The sequence below is a fragment of the Micromonospora sp. WMMB482 genome, assembly GCF_019038635.1.
Taxonomy (GTDB): domain Bacteria; phylum Actinomycetota; class Actinomycetes; order Mycobacteriales; family Micromonosporaceae; genus Micromonospora; species Micromonospora marina.
In genome coordinates, this window is sequence record NZ_JAHOPD010000020.1 from 4,428,046 (window position 1) to 4,446,523 (window position 18,478).

The 18,478-nt window shown below is 73.7% G+C and carries 13 protein-coding genes; 8 read left to right on the forward strand and 5 right to left on the reverse strand.

All coding sequences use genetic code 11. From position 1 onward, the window contains the following. The first annotated feature begins 43 nt into the window (after positions 1-43). A complete protein-coding gene (locus KSK32_RS22070; protein ID WP_216932916.1) occupies positions 44-1,663 on the forward strand; it encodes a glycosyltransferase family 4 protein in 1,620 nt (539 codons plus the stop codon). Between the two features lie 66 nt (positions 1,664-1,729). Here KSK32_RS22070 and KSK32_RS22075 read toward each other — a convergent pair whose 3' ends face one another. Both KSK32_RS22075 and KSK32_RS22080 read right to left on the reverse strand, forming a co-directional pair. Further along, complete coding sequence (locus tag KSK32_RS22075; RefSeq protein WP_254187146.1) at positions 1,730-3,880, reverse strand: glycosyltransferase; 2,151 nt, start codon at positions 3,878-3,880, stop codon at positions 1,730-1,732. Further along, entirely contained in the window at positions 3,877-5,319 is a 1,443-nt protein-coding gene (locus tag KSK32_RS22080) for a glycosyltransferase (protein ID WP_216932917.1), read from the reverse strand. Before KSK32_RS22080 ends, KSK32_RS22075 begins: the two co-directional genes overlap by 4 nt. Before the next feature lie 281 nt (positions 5,320-5,600). On the opposite strand from KSK32_RS22080, the gene KSK32_RS22085 reads away from it, so the two are divergent. Then, the gene (locus tag KSK32_RS22085) at positions 5,601-7,502 is read left to right on the forward strand and encodes a hypothetical protein (RefSeq protein ID WP_216932918.1); all 1,902 of its coding nucleotides are present in this window, start codon (positions 5,601-5,603) and stop codon (positions 7,500-7,502) included. A 4-nt stretch (positions 7,503-7,506) separates the two neighbouring features. Here KSK32_RS22085 and KSK32_RS22090 read toward each other — a convergent pair whose 3' ends face one another. Beyond that, positions 7,507-8,697 (reverse strand): glycosyltransferase family 39 protein, encoded by a 1,191-nt coding sequence (locus tag KSK32_RS22090; RefSeq protein ID WP_216932919.1) that lies wholly within the window; start codon positions 8,695-8,697, stop codon positions 7,507-7,509. 229 nt (positions 8,698-8,926) lie between these two features. On the opposite strand from KSK32_RS22090, the gene KSK32_RS22095 reads away from it, so the two are divergent. The 4 genes from KSK32_RS22095 to KSK32_RS22110 all read left to right on the forward strand — a co-directional run bounded on the left by KSK32_RS22095 (position 8,927) and on the right by KSK32_RS22110 (position 15,334). Continuing rightward, the gene (locus tag KSK32_RS22095) at positions 8,927-10,543 is read left to right on the forward strand and encodes a glycosyltransferase family 4 protein (RefSeq protein WP_374226722.1); all 1,617 of its coding nucleotides are present in this window, start codon (positions 8,927-8,929) and stop codon (positions 10,541-10,543) included. Beyond that, on the forward strand, positions 10,540-12,108 hold the full coding sequence (locus tag KSK32_RS22100) for a glycosyltransferase (protein WP_216932920.1): 1,569 nt from the start codon (positions 10,540-10,542) through the stop codon (positions 12,106-12,108). The genes KSK32_RS22095 and KSK32_RS22100 overlap by 4 nt, the downstream gene beginning before the upstream one ends. Positions 12,109-12,111: 3 nt before the next feature. Next, on the forward strand, positions 12,112-13,395 hold the full coding sequence (locus KSK32_RS22105; RefSeq protein WP_216932921.1) for a nucleotide sugar dehydrogenase: 1,284 nt from the start codon (positions 12,112-12,114) through the stop codon (positions 13,393-13,395). Between the two features lie 190 nt (positions 13,396-13,585). After that, a complete protein-coding gene (locus KSK32_RS22110) occupies positions 13,586-15,334 on the forward strand; it encodes a CDP-glycerol glycerophosphotransferase family protein (protein ID WP_216932922.1) in 1,749 nt (582 codons plus the stop codon). 52 nt (positions 15,335-15,386) lie between these two features. Here the strand turns inward: KSK32_RS22110 and KSK32_RS22115 are convergent, their stop codons facing one another. Continuing rightward, positions 15,387-15,929, reverse strand: a complete 543-nt coding sequence (locus tag KSK32_RS22115; RefSeq protein WP_216932923.1) for an acyltransferase — start codon at positions 15,927-15,929, stop codon at positions 15,387-15,389. 65 nt (positions 15,930-15,994) lie between these two features. Further along, positions 15,995-16,333: a DUF952 domain-containing protein gene (locus KSK32_RS22120; RefSeq protein WP_216932924.1), complete on the reverse strand. Its 339-nt coding sequence runs from the start codon at positions 16,331-16,333 to the stop codon at positions 15,995-15,997. A gap of 84 nt (positions 16,334-16,417) precedes the next feature. On the opposite strand from KSK32_RS22120, the gene KSK32_RS22125 reads away from it, so the two are divergent. Continuing rightward, positions 16,418-17,074, forward strand: coding sequence for a response regulator transcription factor (locus tag KSK32_RS22125; protein WP_216932925.1), 657 nt, complete (start codon positions 16,418-16,420; stop codon positions 17,072-17,074). Positions 17,075-17,084: 10 nt separating this feature from the next. Beyond that, the gene (locus tag KSK32_RS22130; protein WP_216932926.1) at positions 17,085-18,473 is read left to right on the forward strand and encodes a HAMP domain-containing sensor histidine kinase; all 1,389 of its coding nucleotides are present in this window, start codon (positions 17,085-17,087) and stop codon (positions 18,471-18,473) included. Positions 18,474-18,478 lie beyond the last annotated feature (5 nt).

Here is an 18,478-nt window from a genome sequence, read left to right on the forward strand (position 1 = left end):
ACCCACCACCCACGCAAGCACCGTCAATGAGGAGAAGCACCCGATGCAAGCTGGCGCTAACAGCGATGCCCGACCGACCCGGGGCCGGGTGGTGATGCTGGTCGACAACGGCGTCCACGGCGACTCCCGGGTGCAGAAGGCAGCGCGCTCGGCCGCCGACGCCGGCTGGGAGGTCTTCCTCCTCGGCATCCGCAACGCCCGCTCCGACGTGGACACCTGGCGCATCGGCGGCGCCGAGGTGCGGCTGCTGCGGGTGCCCAAGCCGCTGCACCGGCTGCCCCGGGAGTACAGCCGGTCGCTGCGCCGTCCGCTGGCGTACGCGTCCACCACCAAGGCCGCCTACCGGGTCCAGGAGATCAAGGCCTGGCAGGCCGATCTGTACGAGCGCCGCGTCCGCGCCCAGGCGCTGGGCGGCGGGCTGCCGGCCACCGTGGGACGGGCGGCCCAGCTGCCGTCCCGCGCCGCCGCCACCGCGCTCGCCCGCTGGGTCCGGTTCCGCAGCGGGGAGACCCGCCGGCTGCGCAAGGCGCAGACCGACCCGGAGGCGCTGTTCAGCCGCCTGCCCGTGCGGTTCTGGCAGGGGCTGCTGGGCGACCGCGCCTGGCGCCGGCTGGACCCGGGCCTGTGGGACTTCGAACTGGCCTTCCGCAAGACGCTCGACGAACTCGAGCCGGACATCATCCACGCCAACGACTTCCGGATGCTCGGCATCGGCGCGCGGGCGACGCTGCGGGCCCGCGCCGCCGGCCGGCGGACCAAGCTGGTCTGGGACGCCCACGAGTTCGTCGGCGGCATCACCGGCCGGGCCGACAACCCGCGCTGGCTGCCGGCCCAGATCGCCTACACGGCCGAGTACGCCGCCTACCCCGACGCCGTGGTGACCGTCTCCGACACCCTCGCCGACCTGCTCCAGGAGACCCACCGCCTGCCCGACCGGCCGGCGGTGGTGCTCAACGCGCCGATGGCGCCGCCGGCCGAGGCCGAGGGCGACGTCCCGGACCTGCGGGCGCTGTGCGGCGTCGACGACCGTACGCCGGTGCTCGTCTACTCCGGCGCGGTGAACCCGAGCCGGGGCTGCCAGATCATGGTGGAGGCGCTGCCGGAGCTGCCCGACGTGCACGTCGCGTTCGTGACCATGAACCCGAACGGCGACAACCAGTTCTCCGAGGCGCTGCGGGAGCGCGCCGCCGAACTCGGCGTCGCGGACCGCGTGCACCTGCTGCCGTACGTGGCGCACTGGCAGGTGGTGCCGTTCCTGTCCGGCGCGGACGCCGGGGTCATCCCGATCCACCACAAGCCCAACCACGAGCTGGCGCTGATCACGAAGTTCCTGGAGTACTCGCACGCCCGGCTGCCCATCGTGGTCAGCGACGTCAAGACCATGGCGCAGACCGCGCGGGCCACCGGGCAGGGCGAGGTGTTCACCGCCGAGGATCTGGCCGACTACGTCCGGGCCGTCCGGGCCGTGCTCGCCGACCCGGAGCGCTACCGGGCCGCCTACGACAAGCCCGGCCTGCTGGAGGGCTGGACCTGGGAGGCCCAGGCCCGGATCCTCGACGAGGTGTACGGCTCGCTGCTGGGCACGCCCGCCGCGAGCGGGGCGCGTCCTCCGGCGTCCCGGCGTCCCGGCGACGAGCGGGAGTACGCGGCCACCTCGCGCTGACCCCCGGCACAGAACGGTTCGGCCGGCTCCCCGCGAAGGGGAGCCGGCCGATCGCGTGAACGGCGGTCAGGCGGACGTGGCCGGCGGCTCCAACAGCAGCCGGTCGAAGTCCTTCTGCGTCACCGACCAGTCCCAGGTGCTCAGCACGTGCGACGCCGCGGCCCGGCCCGCCTCACGCCAGGCCTCCTCGGTGGCGGTGAGGGCCAGGATCCGCTCGGCGGCCTCCTGCGGCGTACCCACCACCCAGTCGCTCGGGAACAGGCTCCGGGCGCTGTGCGGGCGGCCGGCGAAGAACGGCCAGTCGCGCACGACCGGCACCGCGCCGCTGGCCGCGCCCTCGACGAGCGCACAGTGGAAGCTCTCCCGCAGCGAGGTGCTGAGGACGACACCGACGTCGGTGAGCGCACCGGGGACGTCCTCGGTACGGCCGGTCCGCACCACCGCGCCGGACGGCTCCAGCTCGGCCAGTTCGGCGTCGAGTTCCCGGACGTAGGCCCCAATCGCCGGGCTGAGCTCCGGGTTGAGGTCGTCGCCGACCAGCTTGAGGCGGTACCGCTCGTCGTGCCGGCGCAGCTCCCGCAACACCGCCAGGGCCCAGCGCGGGTCCTTCGCCAGCGAACTCAACCCGACCAGCCCGAGCGTGAACCGGCTGTCGGCGGAGACCTTCGGCGCCACGTACCGGTGCAGGTCCATCGCGTTGCTGATCATGTGGGTCCGCGGGCCCTGCGGCGCGCGCAGCCGCGGCACCGCGGCCAGCGCCAGGTCGCGCAGGTGTTCGGAGACGAAGACCACGTCGTCCACACGCGACCAGTCGGTCAGGTGCGGCCACCAGCTGAACGCCTCGAAGCTGTGCAGGCGGACGATCACCCGGGTGGTGCCCGGGTCGATCATCGTCAGCATCGCGGCCCCGAGGTTGCACCAGTCCACGAAGACCGTGTCCGCCCACTCCAGGTGGGGACCCCACGCCTCCTGGACCTCCCCGGCCCGCTTGGACGCCCCGGCGAGCATGTGGAGCGTCACGTTGGTGCGGCCGTTGCTGAGCACCGGGAGGATCGACTCCTCCATCAGGTTCAGCCGGCGGACCTCCACCCCGGGCATCGCCTCGTAGCGCTCCAGGATCGGCCCGAGGAAGTTGTCGTTCAGCCCGGTGAAGAAGAGCATCCGGTGCGGCCGGCCGGCGGGCGGGAACGCCGCCGGGCTCTGCCGCCCGCGCGGCGTCGCCATCGCCCGGCCGGCCTCGCTGTTGTGCAGCGGCGCGAGGAACTTCTCCGGGTTCTCGGCCAGCGGCGAGGTGGTGCCGTCGAACTGCACGATCCGGTGGAACATCAGGTTGAACGCGCGCAGCACGTGCGGCGCGGCCTTGCCCGGGTTGCGCTTCTTGAGGAAGCCGTCGGCCAGCTTGAGCTGCCCCCGCACCACGGTCATCAGATGCTCGGGCACCTTGCCCTGGCTCAGTTCCGCGTCCACGATCGGGCCGAGGAGCTGCCCCCTGGTCGCGGGGCTCTTCAGCCGGCCCTGCGCCGCCAGCGCCAGCCGCTTCGCGCTGGCGCCGTGCCCGGTCTTGAGCATGTTGCCGGTGACCCGCCGGGCGATCTTGCCGCGGTGCCGCTCCGGCAGGCCGGGCGCCGTGACGGCACCCTGCCAGAACCAGCGCACCGGGCTGAGCTTCATGGCTCGCTTGCCGGTGCTCATCTCGAACACCCGCTTCGCCAGGTCGACGGTCTGGCTGCGGGTGGCGCTCGCCAGCACGGTCGGGGCCGGGCCGACGGTGTTCAGCCGGGGACGGCGGTAACGCGCCGGGTCGGCGGACCGCTTCTCCACCGCCCGCAGCGCCGGGGCGATGCCGTAGACGGCGTCGGCCCGCCGGTAGCGCTGGGCGAGCTGCCAGACGGTGTGCAGGGCCTGCGCGTCGAGCGCGACCAGGACGTCGGCCCGCCTGGCGTGCCGGCGTACCCACGGGTCGCGCTGGGCGCGCAGCCACGGGCGCCGGGCCGGGGCCGCCCGCTTGACCGCCCGGCCGAAGCGGGGGCCCAGCTCGGTGGCGGTGGGCAGCAGATGCACCTCGGCCAGCTCGGTCGCCGCCGGGATCTTCTCCACCGGGTCGAAGGTGGTGGCCACCCGTACGGTGACGCCCCTGTCGCGGAACTGCTGGAGCGCGTCGGTCAGGACCGCCACCCGCCCGGGGACGGTGCCCATAACCATCAGGACCTCGATCATGACCTACCTTCTCGGGCCAGGACGCGCGCGCCGGCGGGGGAGGGCTGTGGGGTGCCGGCCGGACCGCCGGCGCCGAGCACCAGCTCGGTCACCTCCCGGACGGCGGGGATGAGCTGCTCCTCGCGGGCGTACTGCCGCGCCTCGGCGCGGGCCTTCTCCCGCTCGGCCGCGTCGGCGGTACGGGCCATCGCGGCGGCCCGCCGGAAGGCGCCGGTCAGCTCGGCCGGGTCCAGCCCGACCGCGCCGGTCCAGAGCGGATAGGTGGACAACACCGTGGAGGCGTCGTGGTCGGCCTCGTGGGCGGAGACCACCGGCAGGCCGGTCGCCATGTACTCGTACACCTTGCCGGAGGTCATGTACCGGCCGCCGGTCACCATCAGCACCACCGCGTCCCAGCGGGAGTAGAGGTCGACCACCTCGGCCTTCGGCACCGAGCCGCCGACCAGCACGCCGTCGACGGCGGCGGCCCTGAGCAGCTCCGCGTGGGCGTTGTCGCCGCGCGCCCAGGCGGCGCCGATGTGGCCCCGCACCTCGAAGCGGGCGTCGGCCAGCGCCGGATCCTCGGTGCGGGCGGTGCGCCAGCCCTCGAGCACGGCGCTCAGCAGCGGTACGGGAAGGTTCAGCGCACCGAGGTAGCCGAAGGTCAGCGGCCGGTCCGGCGGGGCGGGGCGCACCTGGGCCGGGATGCTCGCCGCGTCGTAGCCGTTGCGCACGACCCGCATCTTGTGCGCCAGCTCCGGGTAGCGCTCGCGGTACCAGCGGGAGATCGGCTCGTTGACGTTCCAGATCGCGACGGCGTTGGTGAGCAGCTTGATCTCCCACTGCCCGGAGACAGATTCCCGGGTGAACGCCTCACCGTTGTTGATCACGTCGACCGACCAGCCGTCGCGGAAGTCCACCACGTACGGCACCCGGTGCGTCTCCCACAGCTTCCAGGTCGCGGACAGGTTGACGTACGGCGCGCAGGTGGTCACCAGCAGGTCGACGTGCCGCTCCCGGTGGATCCGGAGCAGGGCCTTCTCCAGCGCCGGGCGCCAGCCTCCGAAGACCGGCTCGGGGAAGACCTTGAGGTTCTGCTTGCGCAGGTCGGCCAGGTAGTCCTTGTGCGCCAGGGCGCGCTGCTCGGTGAACGTGCGGATGTCGGTCTCGAGGTCGTCCCGGAACAGCGGCAGCTTCACCACGCGCACGCTGGGCTCCACCCCCTGGGAGAGGGTGTGGTCGAGTCCGTACTCCCGTTCCCATGCCTCGTCCGCGATGGTGACCGCGGTCACGTCCCAGCCCGCGGCGGCGAACTGGTTGGCGGTCTCCCGCATGCGGTAGGCGCAGCTCTTGGCCGCCGGTGGGAAACCGATCGCGAGGTAGACCATGTGCGGCCGGGACCCGGACCGTCGCGGCCGGGGGAGTTTCAACGAGTCCCAGAGAGTTCGCCCGTTGTTCATCGATTCCGATCCTGGGGAGGTGGGGAGATGCCGTGTCGCGGCCTGGACGGCTCGGCCGGACGCGGTACCTGCTGTGCCGGTGGCCGCGTAACGACCGCCGGAGCGCGTGCGGACACTACAATAACGCCGTTGCGGGCGCCGGACCTGCCGCCGCCCGGTGGCCGGCGGGTGCGCCGTGCCCCGGATCACCGAGGTTCCGTCACCGGCGGTTCCGGCCGGTGCGAACACGCCGTCTCGGCCGGTCCTCGACCGTGGCCCCCGCTTTCGTAGACTCCTACGCCATGACCGCGCCTGCGCCCGACACCCGCGACCGTGAGCCCGCCCCCACCGGCGGCGACGGTTCCGCGGCCGACGACTCGTCCGATCCGGGGTCGTCCACCCCGAACCCGACGACGACTGCGGCAGCTGAGCAGCCGGAGCAGCCGGAGCCGGACACGGCGGCCGAAAAGCGGCGCGGCGGCCGGTGGCGGCGGGTCGACGCGCTGGTGGCCCTGGTCTACCTCGCCGGAGCGTTCTGGGTCACCGCCCGGGGCTGGCGCGACCACGACGGCCGGCTGCTCGGCAGCCGCCCGAACGACCAGGGCTTCAACGAGTGGATGCTGGCGTACGCGGCGCACGCGGTCACCAACCTGGAGAACCCGTTCTTCACCACGCTCCAGAACGCCCCGGCCGGCGTGAACCTGATGACGAACGTCGGGATGCAGCTGCCCGGCCTGGTGCTCACCCCGGTCACCCTGCTCTTCGGCGCGTCCTTCTCCTATCTGCTGTTCATCACGCTGAACCTGGCCGGCACCGGGTACGCCTGGTACCACGTGCTGTCCCGGCACGTGGTCGACTCCCGGGCGGCCGCGTTCGTCGGCGGACTGTTCTGCGCCTTCGCCCCGGCGCTGATCTCGCACAGCAACGGCCACCCGCACATCACCGCCCAGTGGCTGGTGCCGTTCATCGTCTGGCGGGTGATCGCGCTGTCCCGCGGCGAGCGGGTGGTCCGCGACGGTCTGATCCTGGGCGGGCTGGTGGTGGCCCAGTTCTTCATCAGCCTGGAGATCCTCTTCCTGACCGCGCTCGGCTGCCTGATGCTGGTCCTGGCCTACCTCGCCTTCCGGCCCCGCGAGGCGGTACGCCGGCTGCGCCCGCTGCTGTCCGGGCTGGCGATCACCGCCGTGCTCGTGTCCGCCGCGGCGGCGTATCCGCTGTGGATGCAGTTCGCCGGCCCGCAGCACCGGGTCGGCCACCCCGGCACCCCGGACCTCTACGCCCTCAAGCTCGGCTCGTTCGTCGAGTTCGCCACCAAGTCGATCGCCGGTGGCCCGACCAGCGCGATCGGCTGGGCGCCGAACACCACCGAGCAGGCCAGCTTCTACGGCTGGTCCCTGGTGGTGCTCGCGGCCGGGGTGCTCTGGTGGCTGCGCCGGGAGACCACGGTCCGGGTGCTCGGGGCCGTCGGCCTGGTGTCGGCGCTGTTCTCCATCGGCACCACCTGGACCGTCGGCACCCGGCGCACCGACGTCCCCGCGCCGTTCGCCCTGGTGCAGGACCTGCCCGTGTTCGACTCCGTGGTGGTGTCCCGGTTCGCGCTGATCACCACGGTGGCGCTCGGTGTGCTGCTGGCGGTCGCCGGTGACCGGCTCGCCGCCCGCCGCACGGAACCGGCCGGCCGGCTGGCCGCCCGCGTCGGGGCCGTGGCGGTGGCCGCCGCGCTGCTGCCGATCCTGCCGATGCCGCTGGACGCGAAGGGCCGAACCCCGGTTCCGGACTTCGTCACCGCCGGCACCTGGCGCGACCACGTGGCGCCCGGCCGCACGCTGGTGCCCGTGCCGGTGAACGGCATGACGTCGCTGTACTGGAGTTCCGCCGCGGTAGCCGGCTTCGCCGTCCCCGAGGGCTACTTCCTCGCGCCGGTCTCCGCCACCGACAACACCGGCCGCTGGGGCGTCGACCCGCAGCCCACCGCGAAGCTGCTCACCGCCGTCTCGCTCGGTGAGCGGGACACCACAGTCGGCCAGGCCGACATCGACCAGGCGCGCGCCGACGTCCGCTACTGGAAGGCCGACGCCGTGGTGCTGCCCGACCGCGGCGCCCGCCGCCACGACGACCTGAAGACCGTGCTGGACGCGCTCTACGGCCCGGGGGAGCGGGTCGAGGACGTCTGGGTGTGGGACGTCCGGCCGTTCACCCGCTGACCGGTCACGGCGACTTCGTCCAGATCAGCAGCAGGTAGCCGCCGAAGTAGGCGGAGAAGGCCACGAGCGTGGCCAGCACCGTGCCGGCCCGGGCCCATCCGGCCCGGGCCAGGCCCACGGCGGCCGGCAGCAGCAGCGGGAACGCCGGCAGCAGGAACCGCGCCTTGGAGTGGTAGTAGCCGGCCGCGCCGAGCGTGGTGGCGAGCACCAGGCCGCTGTAGAGCAGCAGCTGCCACGGCTGCCGGTCGATCACGCTCAACGCGAAGAACATGATCGACAGCAGCGCCACCACGGTGACCACCAGCAGCGGCAACGCGGCCACCTGCACCAGCGCCTCCCGGCCCCGGTCGACGGTGTAGACGCCGAAGTCGAACGTCGTTCCCCACCCGGCGAACTGGATGTGGAACCAGCCGTCCAGGCGGCCGGTCCGGGTGCCCACCCAGGCCAGGTAGCCCAGCCAACCGGCCGGGGCGAGCAGCAGCGCCGCCCAGGGCCGCCAGCCGTCGCGCCGCCTGACGACCGCCAGCAGCGCGGCCAGCCCCACCACCGGGATCAGCGACGAGGCGGTGGGCCGGGTCAGGCCGGCGAACAGGCACACCACACCGGCGGTCACCCAGTGCCGGCGCAGCAGCGCGTACAGCGTCCAGGCGGCCAGCGCGGTGAACAGGCTCTCGCTGTAGCCCATCGACTCCACGACGGCGTGCGGCACGGCGCCCCAGAGCGCGGCGAGCAGGATGCCGGTACGCCTGTCGTGCAGGTGCCTGCCGATGGCGTACAGGCCCCAGGCGGCGGCCAGCGCGGCCAGCCACCCCACGACCAGCGCCGACTCGCGCGGGCTGAACGGGGAGAGCCGCTCCAGGGCCGCGGTCAGGCCCGGGTAGAGCGGGAAGAACGCCATGTTGCTCTGGGTCTTCTCGTACCCGTCATAGCCGTGCTGCGCGATGCCGAGGTACCAGTTGCCGTCGGCCCGGGTGAGCTGCGCGACGGGCGACACGTCGACGCTGCGGGCCCACAGCCAGACGACGGCCACGCCGATCAGCCGGACGACCGCGTACAACGCCAGCGCCGGCGCCGCGTCCCGGGCGGCGTCGCGCAGCCGCCGGACGGGGCCGCGCCGGGCGCGGTCGGCTGTGGCCGGCCCGGTCTGCGGGGCTGGCGCGGGTCGGCTGGGTTCCTCGGTGGTCACCACGTCCATTGTGCGGTCCCGTTCGCGCTGAGCTGCGATTGCCCGGAGGCCCGCGTGGCGCGGCCGGCGACCCGGCGGACGACCCGGAGCGGGCGCCGGTCGTTGAACAGGATGGAGGGTAGCAACCGTCACACCAGGTCGTGGGGCACCGGCGGCGGCGGGCGTCCGGGCCCGATCCGCTGTCGTAGACTCGCTCGGGTCCGCGGGCGCGGTGCTGGCGACGACGAAACGGGCAGGAATGGGATCTGACGGCACGACCGCAGCGGCGGGCACCCGGGGACGGGTCGTGATGCTGGTGGACAACGGGGTCATCGGTGACTCCCGGGTGCAGAAGGCGGCCCGCTCCGCCGCCGACGCCGGCTGGGACGTCGTGCTGCTCGGCCGCGCGCCGGTCGGCAGCCCGCAGAGCTGGCGCCTCGGCGCCGCCGAGGTGCGCCTCGTGCCGATGCCCGAGCCGTTGGCCCGCCGCCGGCACGAGTTCCGCCGGGCCTGGCTGCGGCACCCGCTCGCCTATCCGCCCAGCGGCATCGCGGCGCAGCGTACCCAGGCGGTGAAGGCCTGGCGCGCGGACCTGGCGGTACGCCGGGCGGCGCTCACCGTCGCGGCCCGCGAGTCCGGCGCGGGCCGGCCGGGCGGGCTGCCCTGGGCCGCGCTGCGCGCCGAGGAGAAGCTGTCCGGCCTGACCCGCAAGTGGGTCGGGTTCCGCAACCGTCAGCTCACCCGGGCCCGCAAGGGCCGCAAGCTGGACGGCCTGTGGGACCGCTCGTACACGTCGTTCTGGCGCAGGCTGCGCGGCGACGGGGCGTGGCGGCGCCTGGAACCGGGCCTGTGGGACTACGAGCTGGCCTACGGCCCGGTGGTCGACGAACTGGCGCCGGACCTGATCCACGCCAACGACTTCCGGATGCTCGGCGTCGGCGCCCGCGCGAAGGTCCGGGCCGCCGCGAAGGGCCGGCGGATCGCGCTGCTGTGGGACGCCCACGAGTACCTGCCCGGCGTGCAGCCGTGGCGCGACAACGCCCGCTGGCTGCCCGGCAACGTGGCGCACGAGCGGGAGTACGTGCCGTACGCCGACGCCACGATGACCGTCTCCGGCGGCCTGGCCGACCTGCTGCGCACCGAGCACGGGCTGGCCGAACGGCCGGCGGTCGTGCTCAACGCCCCGGCGGTGGACGAGCTGCCCGCGGACGCGGACGAGCCGGCGCCGGACATCCGCGCCCGCTGCGGGCTCGGGCCGGACGAGCCGCTGCTGGTCTACAGCGGGGTGGCCGCCGCCAAGCGCGGTCTCGGGGTGATGGTCGAGGCACTGCCCCGGCTGCCCGGCGCGCACGTCGCGTTCGTGGTCAACAAGCCCGACTCGGCGTACGTCCGGGGCCTGGTCACCCGCGCCGGTGAGCTGGGCGTGGCGGACCGGGTGCACGTGCTGCCGTACGTGCCGCACCACCAGGTGGTCCGGTACCTCAGCGGCGCGCAGGTCGGCGTCATCCCGATCCAGCACTGGCCGAACCACGAGATCGCGCTGATCACCAAGTTCTTCGAGTATTCACACGCCCGTCTGCCACTGGTCGTCTCCGACGTGCGCACCATGGCCGAGACTGTCCGGGAGACCGGTCAGGGCGAGGTGTTCCGCGCCGAGGACGTGGCCGACTTCGTCCGCGCGGTGACCGCGGTGCTCGCCGACCCGCAGCGGTACCGCGCCGCGTACGACCGGCCGGGCCTGCTGGCCGGCTGGACCTGGGAGGCGCAGGCGCGGGTGCTCGACGAGGTCTACTCCCGGCTGCTGCCCGGCGCGCCGCCCCGGCCGATGCCGGCGCACGCCCCGGTGGAGCCGGCACAGGTGGAGGTGGGCGCGTGACCGGGCCGGACGTGACGGTGGTGGTCGCCGTCTACAACACCATGCCGTACCTGACCGCCTGCCTCGACTCGCTCGTCGGGCAGACCATCGGCCGGGACCGGCTGGAGGTCGTCGCCGTCGACGACGGCTCCACCGACGGCAGCGGCGCCGAACTGGACCGCTACGCGCAGCGTTACCCGGGCACGGTCCGGGTGCTGCACCAGGCCAACTCCGGCGGCCCGGCGGCGCCGAGCAACCTGGCGCTCGACCACGCCCGCGGCCGGTACGTCTTCTTCATCGGCTCGGACGACCACCTCGGCCCGGAGGCGCTGGAGCGCCTCGTCGAGGCCGCCGACCGGTGGGACTCCGACGTGGTGCTGGGCCGGATGGTCGGCACCAACAAGCGCTACGTGCACCAGGCCGTCTACGCCACCACCCGGGAGCGGCTCGACCTGTTCGACAGCGACCTGCCCTGGTCGTTGTCGAACACCAAGCTGTTCCGGCGGGATCTGATCGAGCGGTACGGCCTGCGGTTCCGCACGGACATGCCGATGGGCAGCGACCAGCCGTTCACGCTGGAAGCGTGCTTCCGGGCGAAGAAGGTGTCGGTCCTCGGCGACTACGAGTACTACTACGCGGTCAAGCGGGACAACGCCCAGAACATCACGTACGCCAGCCGGTTCGAGGAGCGGTTGCGCTGCGCCGAGGAGCTCGTCGGGTTCGTCGCCGGGCTGATCGAGCCCGGCCCGCGGCGGGACGCGGTGCTGGTGCGCCACTTCACCTGGGAGGTGGCGAAGCTGCTCCGCGCGGAGTTCCTCGCCCTCGCCCCGGACGTGCAGCGGCACGTCCACGACCGGATCCGCAAGCTGGCCGAGGCGTACCTGACCGACGGGGTGACCGCGCGGATGGCGTCCGAGGAGCGGCTGCGGGTGGCGGTGGCGCGCGACGGCGACCTGGACGCGCTGTGCACGCTCATCGGGCAGCAGTCCGACCGGTCGCTGCCCGAGGTGGTGGTCGACGGCGACCGCTGGTACGCCGGCCACGTCGGCTTCCGTGACCCGGCGTTCGGCTACCCGGACGACTGGTACGACGTCACCGAGCGGGCCGCCGCGATACTGGCCAAGCTGACCGCGACCGGGCTGGCCTGGGGACGCGACGCCGCCGGGGCGCGGGCCCTGGTGCTCACCGCGCGCAGCCGCTGGGCCGAGCTGGCCGAGCTGAGCGCGGAGGCGCTGCGGGTCAGTGTGGGCGACCTGACGGGTGTCACGTCGGTCGAGCCCGCCGGCACCGGTACCGTCGTACGAACGGACTTCGCGGTGGACCGGCTGCTGGCGGTCGTCGCGGGGACGGGCGAGCGTCGTATCGTACGCGCCGAGGTATCCGCCCTGGGCGGGACGGGCTCGGCGCCGTTGCGCACCGGCCGCCCCGTCGCCGCACCCCGGCTGGTTGCCCGGCGCGGTGTCCGCTGGCACCTCGTCACACCCACCACGAACCACAAGGGCCAGGTGATCGTCGCGATCACGCCGGTGACCCCCGGTCGGTTCCTTGCCCGCCTGCGCCGAATCTGGCCCTCTGGAGGAAAGTAGTTCATGAACATCTGCGTCGTCGCGCTCGGCAAGATCGGTCTGCCGCTGGCCGTGCAGTTCGCGTCCAAGGGGCATCGGGTGATCGGCGCCGACGTCTCCGAGCGGGTCGTCCAGCTGGTCAACGACGGTGCCGTGCCCTTCCCGGGCGAGGCCGACCTGGACGTCAAGCTCAAGGAGACGGTGGCCGCCGGCCTGCTGTCGGCCACCACCGACACCGCCGCCGCGGTCGCCGAGTCGGAGGCGGTCGTCGTGGTCGTGCCGCTGTTCGTGGACGCCGAGGGCGTGCCGGACTTCGGCTGGATGGACGACGCCACCCGGTCGATCGCCCGTGGGCTGAAGCCGGGCACGCTGGTCAGCTACGAGACCACGCTGCCGGTCGGCACCACCCGTGACCGGTGGGCGTCGATGCTCGCCGAGGGCTCCGGCCTGACCGCCGGCACCGATTTCCACCTGGTGTTCAGCCCCGAGCGGGTACTCACCGGACGGGTCTTCGCCGACCTGCGCCGCTACCCGAAGCTGGTCGGCGGCATCGACGAGGCGTCGGCCGCGCACGGCGTGCGGTTCTACGAGGCGGTGCTCGACTTCGACGAGCGGCCCGACCTGGACCGCCCCAACGGCGTGTGGGACCTCGGCTCGGCCGAGGCGTCCGAGCTGGCCAAGCTCGCCGAGACGACCTACCGGGACGTGAACATCGGCCTGGCGAACCAGTTCGCCCGCTTCGCCGACACCGTCGGCGTGGACGTCACCAAGGTCATCGAGGCGTGCAACACGCAGCCGTACAGCCACATCCACTCGCCGGGCATCGCGGTCGGCGGCCACTGCATCCCGATCTACCCGCGGATGTACCTGTGGAACGACCCGGCCGCCACAGTGGTCCGCTCCGCGCGCGAGGCCAACGCGGCCATGCCGGAGTACGCGGTCGACCTGCTCGCCGCCGCGTACGGCGACCTGACCGGGGTGGGCGTGCTGGTGCTGGGCGCCGCCTACCGGGGTGGCGTCAAGGAGACCGCGTTCTCCGGCGTCTTCCCGACGGTGGAGGCGCTGCGCCGCCGGGGCGCGGTGCCGTACGTCTCGGACCCGATGTACACCAACGAGGAGCTGGTCGCGCACGGCCTGCCCGGCTACGACGGCGAGCCGGTCGGCGCCGCTGTCATCCAGGCCGACCACGCCGAGTACCGCACCCTCGCCCCGGCCGACCTGCCGGGCGTGACCGTGCTGGTCGACGGCCGCCGGGTCACCGACCCGGCGCGCTGGACCGGCGTGCGCCGGGTGGTCATCGGGGGCTGACCCCACCGACTCCACGGGCCCCGGCCGTCTGAGACGGCCGGGGCCCGTCGCGTGCCGCCGCCGGGAGGTGCCGTCCGGCGTTCACCTGCCGGACACCCCGGCAATACTTGTGTCATGTGCCCCGTTTAGGGTCGCAGCCGTCGGAGATCGACTCGCACCGACATCGGTGGGGCAGACAGGGAGCGTGTCGTTGTTCAGCAGAGTACGCAGCCAGCAGGGTCTCGCCGCGGTCGGCGCGACGCTCCTCGGCTACGCGGTCATGGTCCTCGCCGGAGTCCTCGGCCTGGTGGTCCCGTACGCGGTGGCCGCGGTGGTCGCCGTCGCCGGTGAGCTGGCCCTGGCCGGGCGGCACACCGGGACCGCCACGCTGCTCGACAAGGCCGGCCTCGGCGAGACCTTCCGGCGGCTGGTACGGGACCTGTCGGTGGCCCTGCTGGTGATCGCCGTGGTGCGGCCCGGCGTGGCCGGCACCGTCGCCGTCCTGCTGCTGCCCGCCGCGCTGTGGACCGTGGCCGTCGCCACAGGCGCGCTGACCAAGGTGATCGACGGCGGGGTCGACCCTCCGGCGTACACCCGCAACATCGACCTCGGCGCGCTGCGGCGGGTTCCGGTGCCGCCGGCCTGGGCGCGTGGGCTGGCCGGGCTGCGCATGCCGCTGCTGAACGTGCTGCTGGTGCCGGCGGCAGTGGTGGCCGCCGCGCTGGACCGGGTCGCCCCGGTGGTGGTCACCGGCCTGGTCACGCTCACCGCCGGTCTGGTCACCGCCGCGGTGCTGGCGCTGACCGCGCTGCGCGGCCGGGGCAAGGCCCCGGGTGTGCTGCCCGCCGTGCACGACTGGATGGCCCGGGAACGGCCCGAGGTGGCGCTGTACTTCGCCGGCCCGGCCAAGGACGTCTACCAGGCCAACATGTGGCTCGCGCCGGTGGAGGCGACCGGCCGCCGCGCGGTCGTGCTGCTACGCGCCGCGGACGCGTTCGAGCAGCTCGCCGACACCCGGCTGCCGGTGATCTGCGTGCCGGCCGGTGTGGACTTCATGAACCTGGACCTCGGCTCGCTGCGTGTGGCGCTGTACGCCGCCAACGTCGGCGCCAACATCCACCTGCTGCGCGAGCCGGGCGTGAAGCACGTCTTCGTCGGCCACGGCGACAGCGACAAGCAGGCGAGCGTGAACCCGTACAGCAAGGTGTACGACGAGGTCTGGGTGGCCGGGCCGGCCGGGCGGGAACGGTACGCCCGGGCCGACGTCGGCGTTCTCGACCGCGACATCGTGGAGGTCGGCCGGCCGCAGCTCGCCGGGGTGCACACGTTCGGCTCCGGCGACGCCGGCCACCGTTTCACGGTGCTGTACGCGCCGACCTGGGAGGGCTGGCTCGACGACGACCCGTACCACACGTCGCTCGTGCTGATGGGGGAGCGGATCGTGTCCGGACTGCTGGCCGCCGGGGACGTGCGGGTGATCTACAAGCCGCATCCGCTGACCGGGACGCGCTCGCCCAGGGCCCGCGCCGTGCACGAGCGGATCGTGTCCCGGATCAAGGCCGCCGGCGGCGAGACCGATCCGTCCTCGCTGGACGGCGCCGCGCATCTGGTGGTCACCGGCCGTACGCCGGGGCTGTTCGACTGCTTCAACGTCACCGACCTGCTGGTCAGCGACGTGTCCAGCGTGGTCTCCGACTTCGTGCAGAGCGAGCGCCCGTACGTGGTGGCGAATCCGGCCGGCCTGCCCGAGGACGAGTTCCGGCGTCAGTTCCCGACCGCGCGGGCGGCGTACCTGCTCTCGGCGGACTGCGGTGAGCTGACGAAGATCCTCGACGTGAACCGGGCCGGGGACGACCCGATGACCGGGGCGCGGCGGGAGCTGAAGGAGTACCTGCTCGGGCCGGCCGGGTCGAACCCGATGGACCGGTTCCGGGACGAGGTCGGCCGGCTCTGCGGCTGAGGCGTACCGAGCAGGGGCGACGACCGGCCCGGTCGTCGCCCCTCTCGTCCGTTCAGCCCTGGTGCGGCGGGTTGTCGACGTCGCGGGAGATGACCTCGCCCTTGGCGTCGACCCAGCCCTTCGGGCGGGCCGGGTTGCCGGCCACCAGCTGGTACGGCTTGACGTCGCGGGTCACCACCGACCCGGCGGCGATCATCGCGTACTCGCCGACCTCGATGCCGCACACGAGCGTGGCGTTCGCGCCGATCGACGCGCCCCGGCGGACGAGCGTCGGGGTGATCGTCCAGTCCGGGTTCTGGGCGCGCGGGCGGAAGTCGTTCGTGAACACCGCGCAGGGGCCTACGAACACCTCGTCCTCGATGGTCACGCCCTGGTAGACCGAGACGTTGTTCTGGATCTTCACGAGGTCACCGACTGTCACGCCCGCGTCGACGTAGACGTTGCGGCCGATCACGCAGCCGGCGCCGACCTGGGCGCTGGACCGGATGTGCGCCAGGTGCCAGACCTTGGTGCCGTCGCCGACCTGGGCGCCGGACTCCACGTCGGCCGTCGGGTGGACGAAGACGGAGGCGGACCGGTCGTTGCTGTCAATCATCTCAACTCGCATCATGCCAGGGCGCGTCGCGCCGTCGGGCGGGCTCGACGCAGCATAACGAGCGCTCACGCGAGCAGTTCGGCCACCGCGTCGGCGGCGGGCCGGTCGGCCGGGAGCGGATGCGCCGCGACCACCGCGTCCACCGGCAGCGCCGCGTACAGGTGCGGGAACAGCGCCCCGCCGCGGGACGTCTCCCAGCGCAGCGCGTCGCCGAGCCGGGCCTCGTCGACAGCGAGCAGGGTCAGGCCGGTGACCCCGGCGAAGAAGCGCCGGGCGGTCTCCACTACCTGGTCGGCCGCGGAGAGGTGGACATAGCCGTCCTGGCGGTCCATCGCGGTGCCGGCGAACCGGCCAGCCGCCCGCGCCTGCGTCCACTCGTCGTCGGAGAGAATCTTGTAGATCACGGCAGCAGCCTAGAGCGGCCTCGCGCCCGCGCGGCGCGTCTGCCACCATTCGCAGGGCAACACGTCGGACGGAGGGAGGCACGGGTGCGGATCCTCCTGGTCGAGGACGACCGCCGGGTCGCGGCGGCGTTGTCGTCCGCGCTGACCCGGCGCGGCTACCAGGTGGAACATGCCGCGACGGTGGCCGCCGCGCTCTCCGCCGCCCCCTGCGACCTGGTGCTGCTCGACCTGGGCCTGCCCGACGGCGACGGCACCGACCTGTGCCGCGAGCTGCGTCGGCGCAGCAGCCGGCTCGGCATCATCGCGGTGACCGCGCGCGGTGAGGAACGCGACCGGGTGCTGGGACTGCGGCTCGGCGCCGACGACTACGTGGTCAAGCCGTTCTCGATGGTGGAGTTGCAGGCGCGGATCGAGGCGGTGCTGCGCCGGGCCGCGCACACCGCGCCGCAGCGCAACCTGATCGAGGCCGGCGCGGTCCGCATCGACGTGGGCGGCCGGACGGTCAACGTGGCCGGCCGGGACGTCACGCTCACCCGCAAGGAGTTCGACATCCTGCTGTCCCTGGCCCGCCAGCCGGGGGTGGCGGTGCCGCGCGAGCGGATCCTGCTCGACGTGTGGGGCACCACCTGGGCCGACCGGCACACAGTGGAGGTGCACGTCGGGTCGCTGCGCGCCAAGCTCGGCGACCCGACGCTCGTGGAGACCGTGCGCGGGGTCGGCTACCGGCTCCGCGACGCGTGAGGAGGGGCCCGTGCGCCGCCGGCTGGTGATCAGCTACCTGCTGCTGATGGTGCTGGTCCTGCTCGCCCTGGAGACCCCGCTGGCGGCCACGCTCGCGACCCGGGAGACCGACCGGGTACGCGCCGACCGCCTCGCCGACGCCACCCGCTTCGCCTCGCTGGCCGGGCCGGCGTTGCGGGGTGGCAGTCCCGGCCCGCTGGACGGGGAACTGGCCGCCTACGACGCGCTCTACGGAATCGGCGCGGCGGTGGTGGACCGGGAACGCCGTACCGTGGTGGCCTCGTCCGGCTGGCAGCCGGGCGCGGGCACCGGCCCGGCGCTCGACACCGCGCTGTCCGGGCAGCAGTTCAGCGGCCCGGAGTCGGTCTGGCCCTGGGTCAGCGGGCCGGTGGTGACGGCCGTGCCGATCAACGACGGCGGCGAGGTGCTCGGCGCCGTGGTCACGACCAGCCCGGCGGACGGGGTGCGCCGCACCGTCACCGTGTGGTGGCTGCTGCTCGCCGGCATCGGCCTGCTGGCGGTGCTGGCCTGCGTCTCGACCGCGTTCGGGCTGGCCGGCTGGGTGCTGCGCCCGGTCACCGAGCTGGACGCGGTGACGCACGAGATCGCCGAGGGCCGCCGCGCCGCGCGGGTCCGCGCCGGGCTCGGCCCGCCCGAGCTGCGCCGGCTGGCGACCAGCTTCAACGACATGGCCGACGCGGTGTCCGATGTGATGGACCGGCAACGCGCCTTCGTCGCGCACGCCAGCCACCAGCTCCGCAACCCGCTCACCGCGCTGCGGCTGCGGGTGGAGGAACTGGGCCCCAGCCTCACCGACCCGGACGGGCGCGCCGAGCACCGGCTGGCGCTGGAGGAGACCGACCGGCTCGCCACGGTGCTCGACGCGCTGCTCACCCTGGCCCGCGCCGAGCGGGAGGAGAACCAGCGGGTGACAGTGGACGCCACCGCCGCCGCCGCGTCCCGGGTGACGGCCTGGCTGCCGCTGGCCCGGCACCGCGAGGTCACGCTCTGCCTCGACGCCGGGGACGCGCCGGTGTACGCCCGGACCGTGCCGACCGCCATCGACCAGGCGCTCGACGCACTGATCGACAACGCGGTGAAGTTCAGCGGCAGCGGGGGAGAGGTGACGGTGACCGTACGCGCCGCCGACGGCGGGACGGTGCTGACCGTCGGCGACACCGGCCCGGGCATGACGGCGAGTCAGCTCGACCAGGCCACCGAGCGGTTCTGGCGGGCGCCGGACGTGCAGAACGTGGACGGGGCGGGCCTCGGGCTGACCATCACGGCGGTGCTCGTGGACGCCTCCGACGGCCGGCTCACCATGCGCCAGGGCGAACCCCGGGGCCTGGTCGCCGAGCTGTGGTTCCCGGCGCACGACGACGAGGCGGTCCGGCGCTGACCCGG

Bases quoted from the DNA above. Each gene is read 5' to 3' on its own strand.
- KSK32_RS22085 (WP_216932918.1), top strand. From the start codon at position 5,601: ATGACCGCGCCTGCGCCCGACACCCGCGACCGTGAGCCCGCCCCCACC.
- KSK32_RS22075 (WP_254187146.1), bottom strand. From the start codon at position 3,880: ATGATCGAGGTCCTGATGGTTATGGGCACCGTCCCCGGGCGGGTGGCG.
- KSK32_RS22070 (WP_216932916.1), top strand. From the start codon at position 44: ATGCAAGCTGGCGCTAACAGCGATGCCCGACCGACCCGGGGCCGGGTG.
- KSK32_RS22105 (WP_216932921.1), top strand. From the start codon at position 12,112: ATGAACATCTGCGTCGTCGCGCTCGGCAAGATCGGTCTGCCGCTGGCC.
- KSK32_RS22115 (WP_216932923.1), bottom strand. From the start codon at position 15,929: ATGATTGACAGCAACGACCGGTCCGCCTCCGTCTTCGTCCACCCGACG.
- KSK32_RS22080 (WP_216932917.1), bottom strand. From the start codon at position 5,319: ATGAACAACGGGCGAACTCTCTGGGACTCGTTGAAACTCCCCCGGCCG.
- KSK32_RS22090 (WP_216932919.1), bottom strand. From the start codon at position 8,697: ATGGACGTGGTGACCACCGAGGAACCCAGCCGACCCGCGCCAGCCCCG.
- KSK32_RS22095 (WP_374226722.1), top strand. From the start codon at position 8,927: ATGGGATCTGACGGCACGACCGCAGCGGCGGGCACCCGGGGACGGGTC.